Genomic DNA, 13,315 nt, shown 5'->3' with positions numbered 1-13,315 from the left:
TGAGGCGGGGCTCAGTGCCCCAGCGCGCCCATTTGCTCCGGCAGATACAGCACCACGATGGGCACCAGCACGATCAGCGCAAGGCGGAAGATATCGGCAACCCAGAATGGTGTAACGCCGCGGAAGATGGTGCCTGTCGAGACGTCGCCCACAACGCCTTTCAGAATGAAAACGTTCAGACCAACGGGTGGGGTGATCAGCGAGATTTCGGTGACAACCACAACGACGATACCGAACCAGATCGGATCATAGCCCAGCGACGTGACCAGCGGGAAGAAGATCGGGACCGTCAGCAACAGCATCGAGAGGGATTCGAAGACGCAGCCCAGAATGATGTAGATACCAAGGATCATCAGAATCACGACAAACGGTGCCACATCATAGGCCGTGACCATTGCAATCAGGGCCTCGGGCAAGCCGGCCAGATTGATGAAGTTCGAAAATATCTGCGCGCCGATCAGCACCGCGAACAAAGCAGACGCGGTAAAGCAAGTCTCTTTCAGCACCTCAAAGGTTGAGCCGACAGTCAGACCGCCTCGAAACAGAGCGATCAAGAAGGCCCCGGCGGCGCCCATGCCTGCAGCCTCGGTGGGTGAGAAGGTCAGGTTCAGCGGCTCAAAGTCGAAAGCTCCGTACAGCCCGCCGATCACCAGAAAGAACAACAGCAGCACGGCCCAGACCGAGCCCAGCGCACGGATACGCTCCGACCAGGTGGCGCGTTCCCCGGCTGGCCCAGCCTCGGGGTTGCGCCAAACGGTCCAGCGCACGGCGAAAAGGTAGAAGAGGATACCGAGAATGCCGGGTATGATGCCCGCCATGAACAGTTTCCCGATCGAGGTTTCGGTCAACAGCCCGTAAATGACCAGAATGACCGATGGGGGGATCAGAATGCCCAACGTGCCACCAGCTGCAATCGAGGCGGTCGAAAGTTCGTCTGAATAGCCATAGCGGCGCATCTGCGGCATCGCGACCTTTGACATGGTCGCGGCGGTGGCCAGAGACGAGCCGCAAATGGCCGAGAACCCGCCGCAGGCTGCGACCGTGGCCATAGCGATTCCGCCGCGCATGTGGCCCAAGAAAGCGTTGGACACCGCATAAAGCTCGCGCGCCATACCGCCTTTGTTCACGAACAGGCCCATCAGGATGAACAGCGGCACCACCGACAGACCATAATCCTGAGCAGTGTCAGTAATCTGGCGGCCCACCATAGACATGGCAGCCTTCAACCCGCGCTCATCAAAGATCGAGCCGCCACGTTCGTAGGCGAAGCCTAATGTGCCGACCAGTCCCATGGCAAAGACGATGGGCAGGCGCACCAGCACCAGGATCAATACAATCGCAAATCCGATCAGCGCTGCGGTCATTACATAGGCTCCGACAGAGTATTTGGGGCGAAGGCCTTTAGCAGCCCGGTGGCGATCATCACCAGTGCGGTGATGGCAACTGACAGGGTAATGAACCAGCCGATCAGGTAGGTGGGGATTGAAAGATATTCGGTCACATCCCCATAGTCCCGCGCCCGCTCGGCCAGGACCCAGACGCGTTGGACCGGCCAGAACAGCATGATGCCGCTCACCACATAGATCACCACGTCCCGCGTGCGCGACAGGTGCAGACGGTGGAAGAACCCGTCGGTCAGATCGACCGCGATATGTCCGTTGGTAGTGGAGACTATCGGGAGGACTGAAAACACCAGAATCGCCATCAATATCCGCGTCAGTTCGGTTGCGGCCTCAATGGGCGCATTGAAGACCGAACGCAGGATCACGTCGCAAAATGTCATTGCCATCAGGATGAACAGGGCGATGCACGCCACGATCACGGGAAGGGCGCTGGCGCGTCGCACAAGCTGGATTATCGGGGTCATGGGAAACTCGCGCAGGGTAAGTCAGGGCGGCGCAAAGGCCGCCCTGAAGTTGGATCAGTTCGAGGACATTTCCGATTTGATCATGTCATAGGCGGCCTGAGCGTCGACACCTGTTGCGTCAACCTCGGCGATGACCTTGCCGCGGATGTCTTCGGCGATGGCCGAGAACTTCTCCATATCCGCGTCCGTGGCAGCGTTGATGGCATTACCTTCTGCCGCCTCGGTTGCCTCGCGACCTGTGGCATCAATCTCATCCCAGATCTTGCCGATCTCACGGCTCAGCGGTTCACCGAATACGTTTTCTTCCAACGCCGTCTGCAGCTCGGGCGGCAGATCTGCGAAGGTGTCTTCGTTCATGATGAAGGCAAACGAGCCACGATAAAGGCCACCGGGCATCTCATAGACGTTCTGTGCAACTTCGGTCAGCTTGAAACCCTTGCGCGATTCCAAAGGCATAACGACGCCGTCAGCGGCCTTGGACGCCAGTGTTTCATAGACTTTTGGGGCGGGCACCTGAATGCCGGTCGCGCCCAGCGCCGCACCGACGTCTCCGCCAACGCCGCCTGGGATGCGGACTTTCAGGCCCGAAACCTCATCCAGAGTGGTGACCGGCGCGCTGGAATGCAGCTGCGCAGGCCCGTGTGTGTGCAGGGCGATGACTTTTACACCACGATGCTCGTCAGCAGCTTTCAGATGCTGATCGTAGGTGCGCCAGTAAGCAACCGAAGCGTCCTCGGCCGAGCCTTCATAGCCTGGCAGTTCGATCAGCTTGGTGGTGACAAAACGCCCGGGCTGATACCCGTGGAAAATAATCGAGGCATCGGCGGCGCCGTCCATGATCAGGTCCATCTGTGCCGGTGGCGGAGCGATGCCCAGCTTGAGTTCTGCAGTAACCTGCCCGTCAGTGGCTTCTTCCACCATCTCGACGAACTTGGGCCACATCTTCGCATTGATGCCGTGGGTGGGTGGGGCCCAGCTGGAAATTGTCAGGGTGTAGTCAGCCGCAAAAGCAATAGTGCCTGACACCGCCAATGTTGCCGAAGCCAGCAGCGTGGTGAGCTTGGTGAATTTCATGACCGGGTCTCCTCCTCAAAAGCGCAAGTCGTGAATGTGTTAATGGTACGTTTTGTAACTATCAACGACGAGAAAAGCAGTTCAGCGCGTAGGCCAGAGGGCATTTCTGATCGCCGAGTCACAAACGGCTATAGAATTTATTGACCAACCGTTCGGTTTATGCAAGAAGTTTGTTGTAACTTATGAAAAGCGAACCGGGCATGTCTGATACGATTATTTCGCAGAATATGGGGCAATGGGTTGAAATCTCACTCAATCGCCCAGATCGCCTGAACAGTTTCACGGATGAGATGCACTATGCATTGCGCGCCGCGCTTGAGGCCGCGCGCGATGGTGGAACCCGCGCTGTGTTGCTGACTGGGGCCGGACGCGGGTTCTGTGCCGGGCAGGATTTGGGGGATCGAAACCCTGCAACGATGGAGGGCCCGCCAGACCTGGGCAACACGGTGCGCACGTTTTATGCACCTCTGGTGCGCCTAATCCGGTCGCTGAATTTCCCCGTCGTCTGCGCCGTCAATGGTGTTGCGGCAGGCGCGGGTGCCAATATCGCCTTGGCATGTGACCTGGTACTGGCCGCCGAATCTGCCAAGTTCATACAGTCGTTTTCCAAAGTGGGACTGATCCCCGATACCGGGGGCAGTTGGCATCTGCCCCACCTGCTAGGTGAGGCACGGGCCAAAGGGCTGGCTTTGACCGGGCAGACATTGCCCGCGCAACAGGCTGCGGATTGGGGGCTGATCTGGAAGGCCATCCCTGACGCTGACCTGATGACTGAGGCGCGAGCGATGACGGAACAGTTCGCCAATGGTCCAACGCTGGGACTTGGCTTGACGAAACAGACGATTCAGGCAGCAGCCATGAATTCCCTGACCGACCATCTGGAGGTTGAAGCAGACGCGATGAAAACCTGCGGTGAAAGCGCGGACTATGCTGAAGGTGTCACAGCGTTTCTGGAAAAACGCGCGCCGGTCTTTCGGGGAGAATAAGATGACGCCAAAGGAGCGCGCCCAAAAAGCCGCGGCCGAAATGTGGGGGCGAGACAATGCCTCGAAATGGGCGGGCATGGAATTGGGCGAAGTTGACGAAGGGACCGCGATCCTGACGCTCGCCGTTCAGGACCATCACTGCAATGGGCACGGTATTTGCCATGGCGGTGTAACCTTCATGCTGGCCGACAGTGCCTTTGCCTTTGCCTGCAACAGCCGCAACCAATCGACAGTCGCGCAGCACAATGTGATCAGCTACGTCGCGCCCGCGCGATCCGGTGACCTGCTGACGGCCTGTGCAACGGAACTGAGCCTGACCGGGCGCAGCGGCATCTATGACGTAACCGTAACCAACCAGACCGGCCAAAAGATCGCAGAGTTTCGGGGCTTTTCCCGCGCGGTCAAAGGCCCGGTGTTTGACGAGACCTGAGATGAGGGGGATGGCATGAAGGATCTTACTCCGAATAAGGCGGATCTTGATCCGATCGAGATCGCCTCGGTTGATGAAATTCGCAGCTTACAGTTGGATCGGCTTAAATGGTCGCTGCGCCATGCCTATGAAAACGTACCTATGTACCGGCAGCGGTTTGATGAGGCTGGGGTGCATCCTGATGACCTGCAATCTCTCAGTGATCTCGCGCGTTTTCCGTTTACCTACAAAAACGATCTGAGGGAAAACTATCCTTTCGGCCTGTTTGCCGTTCCGCGTGAGCAGATCATCCGTGTTCACGCCTCATCGGGGACCACGGGCAAGCCAACCGTGGTGGGCTATACGCAAAGCGATATCGATAATTGGGCCGATCTGGTGGCAAGGTCACTACGTGCCAGCGGGTTGCGCCGGGGTGACATGGTACACAACGCGTATGGCTATGGCCTATTCACCGGTGGTTTGGGTGCGCATTACGGGATTGAGCGCCTGGGGGCTACCGTCGTTCCGATGAGCGGTGGGCAAACCGCCAAGCAGGTTGATCTGATCACTGATTTCAAGCCCGACGGGATCATGGTGACGCCATCTTATATGCTGAATATTCTTGAACAGTATCATAAGGTTGGCCTAGATCCGCGCGAATGTTCTCTGGCTGTGGGCGTCTTTGGTGCTGAACCCTGGACGGATTCCATGCGTGCTGAGGTTGAACAGGCCTTCGACATGCATGCCGTCGATATCTACGGCTTGTCCGAGATCATGGGACCTGGCGTCGCCAATGAGTGCGTCGAAACCAAAGACGGACCGGTGATCTGGGAAGATCACTTCTATCCAGAAATCATCGACCCCCAAACCGGAGAGGTCATGCCCGACGGTGAGATTGGCGAACTGGTCTTCACCACGCTGACCAAAGAGGGCCTTCCGATGATCCGCTATCGCACCCGCGACCTGACGCGGCTGTTGCCCGGCACGGCGCGGTCGATGCGGCGGATGGAAAAGATCACCGGCCGTTCGGACGATATGATCATCCTGCGCGGCGTAAACGTCTTCCCCAGCCAGATCGAAGAGCAGGTTTTGGCAACCGGCGGTCTAGCACCCTATTACCAGATCGAGCTTTACAAAGCCGGACGGATGGACGCGATGCGCGTACATGTCGAGGCAACGCCGGATGCCGCGGATGAGCTGAGCAAAACTGCGGCAGCCCGGATGCTGTCGCGGCGGATCAAAGAGGTTGTTGGCATCTCGACCGAGATCGATATAGGCGAGCCGGGCGAGGTTGAACGCTCGCAGGGCAAGGCCCGTCGCGTAATCGACAATCGCGATAGTTAAGACAGAATCGGAGGGTCAGGATTTGGCGCGTACGATAGCAAAAGACCATGACGACAAGCGGGCTCGCATCCTGAAATCTGCCGCCCGCGTCTTCGCGCAGGAGGGGTTTGATCGGGCGTCGATGTCTCAACTGGCGCGTGAATGCGGAATATCCAAGGCCAATATCTATCACTATTACGATAGCAAGGACGCGATCCTGTTTGACATACTCGACAGCTATTTGCTGCAACTGCGTGATCAGATTTGTGGGTTGGACCTTGAAGCGCTTGAGCCAGCGGATCGCCTGAGACGCGTGGTGCGGGAAATCCTGCTGGCCTATCAGGGCGTGGATGATGAACACCGGGTGCAAACCAGCGGTATGTCTGCTTTGTCCGAGGAACAGCAGAAACTACTGCGTGGCTATCAGCGGGATTTGGTCGAGTTCGTCAGTGACATCATTGCCAGTATATCACCGGCCACTTTCGAGGATGACGCGGCAAAACTGCGGGCAACCACCATGTCTGTCTTTGGTATGCTGAATTGGTTCTACATGTGGAACGCCGGCGCGGATTCTGATGCGCGCAGCGATTATGCTGCGTTGGTAAGTGATCTGACTTTGTCGGGTGTTGACGGTCTTTGACAGGCGGCTGGAACAGAGTTGATTTGGTTCTTCCACCCAAATAGGTTTGAATGAGGGCGGAGGACCCTTATGCAACGCCCTGATCGTTTCGATAAATTCTATTTCGCCAAAGTGGGCTTAGGCGAAGCCTGTGGCTGCGCCGAACGCGTGATTGATGTGTTCGAATTCAACCGGAAGGCTGGCGCGCAGACACAATCAGCGAAGAAAGACCGAGGCAAACGGCGATCTCTGCGTGGGTTGGCCGTGAAATACGGATTGCTTAGCCGCAAGCGTCAGCCCTGAAAGTCAGGGCGCTTTCAGCCCCAGACTCGCGACCTGCTCAGTCGCCTTCGCCACCCACTGATCTCTCATCTCGGCTCCGGTCAGTTGCCGTAACCCCAGCTTGCGCAGCGTCTCGATTTTCTCCGCAGCCCCGGCCCCAAAACTGGCCGCCACGCGGGGCCACCAATAGTCAATTGACGCCTGCATCTCGGCAGCCTTCCCCTGTTCGATCAGCTTGAGCGCGCCTTCAAGGGCCAGTTCTCCATGGCGCGCCTCGATCGGAGCGATATCCCGGAAGGCTTCGGCCAAAGGTTGATAAGATATCTGAGAGAATTGAGCGAGTTGAACAGCAACCGCCTGGCTCATCAGCAGGTTCATCACCACAGCATCGCCCCACCCTTCGATCGGATAGTTAAAGACCGCAAGACGCATATCGTGCTCGGACCGGGTCGCCCCAATATCCGCATCGCGATCCAGACGCTTGGTCCAAGGGTGATGGTTTGCATAGCGATCAGTGTTGGCCCCGAACTCGCCCATGATTTTCAGCACACGATCCGCATTGTCGGTCTTTTCCAACACAATCTTTGCCGCCGCTATGCGTTCCTTGATGCCAGGGCCCTGATTGATGATGTCGGCAAAACCCGCAGCACCTGCCAGCTCACTATCCACGAAGGTCGCCATCAGCTTCATGAGTTCTGCGCGGTAGCGCGGAGGCACGTTGGTGGGATTACTCAGAACACCACCCGCTGCCAAATAGCTCTCGATTGTCATGTCTTCAGCCATCGTTCCCTCCGGTCTATTGATCGTAGTCCACGACTACTTTGTCGGTCAGCGGGTAAGCCTGACAGCTCAGGACGTATCCTTTTTCGACCTCGTAATCTTCCAATGCGTGATTGGCGACCATCTCAACATCGCCCTCGAGCACACGGCAACGACAGGTCGAGCACACCCCAGCTTTGCAGGCGTAAGGCGCGTCCATCGCATTCTCTAACGCGGCATCAAGAACCGATTGATCCTTGGACATGGTGATTGACTGCGTTGCCCCATCCATTGTGATCGAGGCCTTGGTCTGGTTGGCCTGAGACGCCGTGTCCACACCACTTACCTTGCGCTTAGCCCGACCGGGTTGGGCGCTGGCGAAAAGCTCGAATTTGATTTGTCCATCATCCAGCCCATGTGCACGCAGGGCAGAAGCGATGCCCAGCATCATGGGCTCGGGGCCGCAAATAAAGGTTGTGTCGACATTCTTGATGTCGATCCAGTGTTCGAACAGGTCGGCACATTTCTCTTGCGTGACCAAACCGGTGAACAACTCGATCTCCTGCGCATCCGATTCCAGAATGTGGATCACGTTCAAGCGCCCCATATAGAGGTTCTTTAGATCTTCAAGCTCCTCTCGAAACATGATCGTGTTCACGCCCTTGTTGGCATAGACCAATGTGAACCGCGAATGCGGTTCCCGCGCGAGCGTTGTTTTCAGGATCGACAAGACCGGGGTGATACCCGACCCACCGGCAAAGCCCAGGTACTGCTTTTCGGCGGTTGGATCGATTGCCGTGTGGAAGCTTCCCATCGGCGGCATCGCCTGAACCGTATCACCCACCTTCAGGTCAGTATTGGCCCAGGTCGAGAACGCCCCGCCATCGACGCGCTTGATGCCGACCTGCAGAATGCCTTCATCCTTACCAGCGCAGATCGAGTAGGATCGGCGCAACTCTTCCCCGTCGAAATCGCGACGGAAGGTCAGGTATTGGCCTTGGGTGAAATCGAATTCCTCAGCCGAGCCGTTCACCGGTTTCAACGTCACCACCACCGCGTCGCGGATGGTTTTGTGAATGTCGGTGACTTCCAGATCGTGAAAGCGTGCCATCCGGTGATCCTCCCTCAGATGCACTTGAAATAGTCAAAAGGTTCCAAACAGTCGGTGCAGCGCCAATGGGCCTTACACGGGGTCGAGCCGAATTGGCTGACCTTCTCGACCGCTTTGCTGCCGCAATGTGGGCAACGTTCGGGGCCACCTGCGGGCTGGGGCGGTGCGATACCGTATTCCTCAAGCCGGGCACGGCCCTTGTCACTGAGCCAATCGGTGGTCCACGCGGGCGCAATGCTTGTTTCGATCCGCAAATCGTCAATCCCGTGATCACGCAACGCGGTTTCGATATCCATGCTGATCACCGAAGTCGCCGGGCAGCCCGAATAAGTCGGGGTGACTGTGACCAACAGCGTGTCATCGTCCCACTGCACATCACGCACAATGCCCAGATCGACGACCGAGATCACTGGGATCTCGGGGTCGGGAACAGCGTCCAGCCACTCCCATACCTGATCAGTCGATGCCCTCATGCGCTCTTACCAAGCGGCGCCGGGATAGGCGCGTTGAAGCCACTGCATCTGTGTCAGTAAATGGCCCAGATGTTCGGTATGCATCCGCCCGTCACGCCCACCCTTATGGGCAAAGCGGCTTTCGGGAATGGTCAGCGTTGCCTCGCTCAGAACCCGCATGATCAGAGCGTCATATTCTGCTCGCAGAGATGCCGGGTTCGGAGCAATCCCCGCCGCAACCATCTCAGCATCAACATCATCGCTGGCAAACATCTCGCCTACATAGGGCCAGAGATAGTCCAGCGCCTCTTGCATCCGGGTGTGGCTTTCCTCGGTTCCATTGCCGAGCCCCACAACCGTATCGCCAGAGCGTTCGAGGTGATAGGTGACCTCTTTGCTGGCCTTGGCAGCAATCGCCGCGACCCGCTCGTCGGATGATTTCATTAATCGCCCCAGCATGATCGAATGCCACGCATCGAACAGGAACTGGCGCATCAGAGTGCGCCCGAAATCGCCATTCGGGACCTCGACCAGCAACACATTACGAAAGTCCCATGCGTCGCGCAAAAAGGCCAGGTCATCGGCGCTTTTGCCGCCGTCGATCTCACCGGCGAGGCCCAACCACATCTGGGTCTGACCGATCAGGTCCAACGCAGTGTTGGCCAGAGCGATATCCTCCTCCAGCACCGGCGCGTGGCCGCACCATTCGCTAACGCGATGGCCGAGGATCAGGGTATTATCCCCCATCCGCAGCAGAAACTGCAGGAATGCTTCGTCCCGGGTCATCACATTGCCCCCACTTCATCGGGAATGTCGAAAAAGGTCGGGTGACGGTACACTTTGCTCTCACTGGGCTCGTAAAGCGGGCCTTTGTCGCTAGGCGAAGAGGCCGAAATGTTGTTGGCCTCGACCACCCAGATCGACACGCCTTCGTTGCGGCGGGTATAGACGTCGCGCGCATTCTTGATTGCCATCTCCGCGTCAGGCGCATGCAGCGAGCCGACGTGACGGTGGCTCATCCCATGCTGACCACGGATGAAGATTTCCCACAGGGGCCATTCATTGTTCATTTGGTATCCTCCTTGGGTTTACTCTGCGGCCAGATTTCGTGTTCGTTTCTTGCGGGCATGGGCCAACAACCCATCGCGCACCCATTTTCCATCGTCCCACGCCTTGTTGCGCGCGGCCAAACGATCGACATTGCAGGGGCCGTTGCCTTTGATCACATCGAAGAATTCGGACCAGTCCGGGTCGGTGTAGTCGTAGTGGCCCCGCTCTTCGTTCCACTTCAGGTCGGGGTCGGGAATGCTCAGGCCGAGATACTCGGCCTGCGGCACGGTCTGATCCACGAATTTCTGGCGCAGCTCGTCATTGGTATTGATCTTGATCTTCCAAGCCATAGATTGCGCTGAATGCACGCTTTCCTTGTCGGAAGGTCCAAACATCATCAGCGACGGATACCAGAGCCGGTTCAATGCATCCTGCGCCATCTTGCGCTGTTCTGGCGTGCCTTCTGCCATCTTGCGGATCGCATCATAGCCCTGACGCTGGTGAAAACTCTCTTCCTTGCAGATGCGGATCATAGCGCGCGAATAGGGGCCAAAGGACGTCCGCTGCAGCGGAACCTGGTTCATGATCGCGGCACCATCGACCAGCCATCCGACCGCGCCGATATCAGCCCAGTTCAATGTCGGGTAGTTGAAGATCGACGAATACTTCATGCGGCCATCCAACAGCATCTCGGTGATCTCGTCCCGGCTGACGCCCAGCGTTTCGGCCGCACAATAGAGATACAGCCCATGCCCGGCCTCATCCTGCACCTTGGCCAATAGGATCGCCTTACGCTCCAGTGTTGGGGCGCGCGTGATCCAGTTGCCTTCGGGTAACTGGCCGACAATCTCGGAATGCGCGTGCTGGCCAATCTGACGGATAAGAGTCGCGCGATAGTCATCGGGCATCCAGTCTTTGGGCTCGATTTTGATATCGGCGTCAATCTTGTCCTGAAAGGCGCGCTCCTGCTCGGTCATCTCTTCGCGGGATTTCACGCCTGTTCCGGCTGTCTTGATCATCTGAGCATACATGTGAGGTCTCCTCCCTTACACGCGTTCGAGAATAAGTGCGGCACCCTGCCCTACCCCGACGCACATGGTACACAGCGCATAGCGCCCGCCCGTGCGGCGCAGTTGATAAGCAGCGGTCATAACCAACCTTGCGCCACTCATCCCAAGCGGATGCCCGATCGCAATGGCGCCTCCGTTCGGATTTACATGGGGCGCATCATCGGGCACCCCCAGTTCGCGAAGCGTAGCAAGGCCTTGCGAGGCAAATGCCTCATTCAATTCTATCACATCCATCTGATCGATGCTGAGACCCGCGCGGGCCAGTACCTTGCGGCTGGCTGGAACAGGACCGATGCCCATCACGCGCGGTTCGACCCCGGCAACGGACATTCCGACAACGCGGGCAATTGGGGTCAGATCGTTCTTTGCCGCTGCGGATTCATTCGCCATCAAGATCGCCGCCGCGCCGTCGTTTACGCCCGAAGCGTTCCCAGCCGTGACGGTATTTTCCGGCCCGTTGATGCCCTTCAGGCCCGACAGTTTCTCGGCTGTGGTTCCAGGACGCGGATGTTCGTCCGTATCGACCACCACAGGATCGCCCTTACGTTGCGGGATTGTGACCGGGGTGATCTCCTCCTGAAACACCCCGGTCTGGTGCGCCGCGGCCCAGCGGGCCTGGCTGCGTTCGGCAAACGCATCCTGATCGGAGCGGTTGATACCGTAAGCTTCCGCTACGTTATCTGCTGTTTCGGGCATCGAGTCGATACCGAATTCTTGCTTCATCTTGGGGTTCACAAAACGCCAGCCGATTGTTGTGTCGTAGACTGAATTAGCGCGCGAGAAGGCGGACGTCGCTTTGGGCATCACAAATGGTGCGCGCGACATGCTTTCGACACCCCCGGCGATGGCCATGTCATAGTCCCCGGCGCGGATCGCGCGGGCCGCCATACCTGCCGCATCCATACCAGAAGCACAAAGTCGGTTGATGGTCGTTCCAGGCACATCCATCGGCAGCCCCGCCAGCAACGCCGCCATCCGCGCCACGTTGCGGTTGCTTTCCCCAGCCTGATTGGCGTCGCCGTAGATCACGTCGTCTATGCCTGTCCAATCAACCTGAGGGTTTCGCGCTATCAGCGCAGCAATTGGGATCGCTGCCAAATCATCCGTGCGAACCTGGCTGAGGCTGCCGCCATACCGTCCGATTGGTGTGCGCTGCGCGTCGCAGATAAAGGCGTCCATTGGGCGAGGGCTCCGAGAATTATGTCGCGTGATTAAGTGACCGATAGGTCGGTTAATAAGCAACGCCGCGATTCGCAGCAAGAAAAATGTAACATGATTTTAAGTTTTTGAGGATAATGGTAACATATTAGGGCGGCTAAATTATTAAAGCCCGCAGATTTGCGGGCTTTAATACTTGGCATGAATGACGACGAAATTCAGACCATCGCAAATATGCGGGCCGGACCGCCAGACCCCCCGCGATGAGCTGGCGCACCCACAATCAATGTCGCTCCACTGGCTGGCACTTTGTCCAGGTTTGCAAGATTTTCAATGCCATACCTGTTCGTAGGTAGCCACGCGTAGTGAGTAGCAAAATCGGCTGATGGTCCGTGATCGAGGGATAGGGAATCCACCGCTAAGGCAACAGCGCCTGTGCCATCCATCAGCATCTGTGCGGCTTCGACATGGAAACCCGGAAAGTGCATTTTGCCTTCGGCGTCTGCGTTGCGGAAGTCTGGCGTTGCGGATTTAGCTCCCCAACCTGAATGCATCGCGACGCAAGCACCGTCTGGGATCGGACCGTTTGCAGAGATCCAGGCCTCAAGATCGTCAGGTGTAACCTGAGCATCCGCATCCTCTGCTGCCCGCGCAGCGATATCAATTACGCAAAGTGGGCATACCAGATTGGATACAGGAATTTCATCAACCGACTGACCATCGGCCGAGAAATGTAGCGGCGCATCGATATGCGTGCCTGTGTGTTCATTTACAGCGAGATTGAATAGATTGAAACCGTGGTCCTTGAAGTTGAAGGCTTGAGTTGCCTCAATTCCGGGTTCGCCAAAATAGGTCGGAAAATCAGCATCATATATATGTGTCATGTCTACGACTTCGCCATGGCCCATCGCCATTGCAGGTGTCGTCGCAGCCGAGCTTAGTGCGGTTCCAGCCACCATTGCGGCCCCGGCTTTAAAGAAAGAACGCCGAGATAGCATCCGATCTTTTACCGCATTCATTACGCATACATCACACATCTTGTAGCTCCCTTATTAAATGACACCGACAGCGGAATACTGCCCGACATGCTTGACTGAGTCCAATTCTGCCCCCTTGAGTTCAGTTGAGCCCGACGCTGATGATGTGCGTTTCACA

At 57.4% G+C, this 13,315-nt stretch carries 16 protein-coding genes; 5 read left to right on the top strand and 11 right to left on the bottom strand.

The window, feature by feature from the left end; translation table 11 throughout:
* Window positions 1–11: 11 nt before the first annotated feature.
* From ACR3EJ_RS07805 to ACR3EJ_RS07795, 3 genes are read right to left on the bottom strand one after another with little or no spacing between them, the layout of a single operon-like run.
* A complete protein-coding gene (locus ACR3EJ_RS07805) occupies window positions 12–1,364 on the bottom strand; it encodes a TRAP transporter large permease (RefSeq protein WP_010437888.1) in 1,353 nt (450 codons plus the stop codon).
* Window positions 1,364–1,867 carry a TRAP transporter small permease gene (locus ACR3EJ_RS07800; RefSeq protein ID WP_170545784.1) on the bottom strand — a complete coding sequence of 168 codons (504 nt, stop codon included), beginning with the start codon at window positions 1,865–1,867 and terminating at the stop codon, window positions 1,364–1,366. The genes ACR3EJ_RS07805 and ACR3EJ_RS07800 overlap by 1 nt, the downstream gene beginning before the upstream one ends.
* A gap of 54 nt (window positions 1,868–1,921) precedes the next feature.
* The gene (locus ACR3EJ_RS07795) at window positions 1,922–2,941 is read right to left on the bottom strand and encodes a TRAP transporter substrate-binding protein (RefSeq protein WP_170545786.1); all 1,020 of its coding nucleotides are present in this window, start codon (window positions 2,939–2,941) and stop codon (window positions 1,922–1,924) included.
* A 200-nt stretch (window positions 2,942–3,141) separates the two neighbouring features.
* On the opposite strand from ACR3EJ_RS07795, the gene paaG reads away from it, so the two are divergent.
* The 5 genes from paaG (at window position 3,142) to ACR3EJ_RS07770 (ending at window position 6,581) form a co-directional block, all read left to right on the top strand.
* Window positions 3,142–3,927 carry a 2-(1,2-epoxy-1,2-dihydrophenyl)acetyl-CoA isomerase PaaG gene (paaG, locus tag ACR3EJ_RS07790; protein WP_170545788.1) on the top strand — a complete coding sequence of 262 codons (786 nt, stop codon included), beginning with the start codon at window positions 3,142–3,144 and terminating at the stop codon, window positions 3,925–3,927.
* 1 nt (window position 3,928) lies between these two features.
* A complete protein-coding gene (gene paaI, locus ACR3EJ_RS07785; RefSeq protein ID WP_170545790.1) occupies window positions 3,929–4,357 on the top strand; it encodes a hydroxyphenylacetyl-CoA thioesterase PaaI in 429 nt (142 codons plus the stop codon).
* A gap of 15 nt (window positions 4,358–4,372) precedes the next feature.
* Window positions 4,373–5,680 (top strand): phenylacetate--CoA ligase PaaK, encoded by a 1,308-nt coding sequence (paaK, locus tag ACR3EJ_RS07780; RefSeq protein ID WP_170545792.1) that lies wholly within the window; start codon window positions 4,373–4,375, stop codon window positions 5,678–5,680.
* Between the two features lie 22 nt (window positions 5,681–5,702).
* The gene (locus tag ACR3EJ_RS07775; RefSeq protein WP_170545794.1) at window positions 5,703–6,299 is read left to right on the top strand and encodes a TetR/AcrR family transcriptional regulator; all 597 of its coding nucleotides are present in this window, start codon (window positions 5,703–5,705) and stop codon (window positions 6,297–6,299) included.
* A 69-nt stretch (window positions 6,300–6,368) separates the two neighbouring features.
* On the top strand, window positions 6,369–6,581 hold the full coding sequence (locus tag ACR3EJ_RS07770) for a hypothetical protein (RefSeq protein WP_170477700.1): 213 nt from the start codon (window positions 6,369–6,371) through the stop codon (window positions 6,579–6,581).
* Window positions 6,582–6,584: 3 nt separating this feature from the next.
* On the opposite strand, the gene ACR3EJ_RS07765 is transcribed toward ACR3EJ_RS07770, so the two are convergent.
* The 8 genes from ACR3EJ_RS07765 to ACR3EJ_RS07730 all read right to left on the bottom strand — a co-directional run bounded on the left by ACR3EJ_RS07765 (window position 6,585) and on the right by ACR3EJ_RS07730 (window position 13,197).
* Window positions 6,585–7,343 carry a Phenylacetic acid catabolic protein gene (locus tag ACR3EJ_RS07765; protein WP_170545797.1) on the bottom strand — a complete coding sequence of 253 codons (759 nt, stop codon included), beginning with the start codon at window positions 7,341–7,343 and terminating at the stop codon, window positions 6,585–6,587.
* Window positions 7,344–7,356: 13 nt separating this feature from the next.
* Window positions 7,357–8,430, bottom strand: coding sequence for a 1,2-phenylacetyl-CoA epoxidase subunit PaaE (gene paaE, locus ACR3EJ_RS07760; RefSeq protein ID WP_170545800.1), 1,074 nt, complete (start codon window positions 8,428–8,430; stop codon window positions 7,357–7,359).
* A 14-nt stretch (window positions 8,431–8,444) separates the two neighbouring features.
* The gene (paaD, locus tag ACR3EJ_RS07755) at window positions 8,445–8,903 is read right to left on the bottom strand and encodes a 1,2-phenylacetyl-CoA epoxidase subunit PaaD (protein WP_170545803.1); all 459 of its coding nucleotides are present in this window, start codon (window positions 8,901–8,903) and stop codon (window positions 8,445–8,447) included.
* 6 nt (window positions 8,904–8,909) lie between these two features.
* Window positions 8,910–9,668 (bottom strand): 1,2-phenylacetyl-CoA epoxidase subunit PaaC, encoded by a 759-nt coding sequence (gene paaC, locus ACR3EJ_RS07750; RefSeq protein ID WP_170545806.1) that lies wholly within the window; start codon window positions 9,666–9,668, stop codon window positions 8,910–8,912.
* Window positions 9,668–9,952, bottom strand: a complete 285-nt coding sequence (gene paaB, locus ACR3EJ_RS07745; protein WP_010437865.1) for a 1,2-phenylacetyl-CoA epoxidase subunit PaaB — start codon at window positions 9,950–9,952, stop codon at window positions 9,668–9,670. The genes paaC and paaB overlap by 1 nt, the downstream gene beginning before the upstream one ends.
* A gap of 18 nt (window positions 9,953–9,970) precedes the next feature.
* Entirely contained in the window at window positions 9,971–10,963 is a 993-nt protein-coding gene (gene paaA / locus ACR3EJ_RS07740) for a 1,2-phenylacetyl-CoA epoxidase subunit PaaA (RefSeq protein ID WP_170545809.1), read from the bottom strand.
* 15 nt (window positions 10,964–10,978) lie between these two features.
* The gene (gene pcaF / locus ACR3EJ_RS07735) at window positions 10,979–12,181 is read right to left on the bottom strand and encodes a 3-oxoadipyl-CoA thiolase (protein WP_170545811.1); all 1,203 of its coding nucleotides are present in this window, start codon (window positions 12,179–12,181) and stop codon (window positions 10,979–10,981) included.
* Between the two features lie 197 nt (window positions 12,182–12,378).
* Window positions 12,379–13,197, bottom strand: coding sequence for a cyclase family protein (locus ACR3EJ_RS07730; protein ID WP_170545814.1), 819 nt, complete (start codon window positions 13,195–13,197; stop codon window positions 12,379–12,381).
* Window positions 13,198–13,315: the final 118 nt, after the last annotated feature.

This window comes from Ruegeria sp. AB11 (genome assembly GCF_056536325.1).
This window is presented reverse-complemented; position numbering and strand designations above follow the sequence as displayed.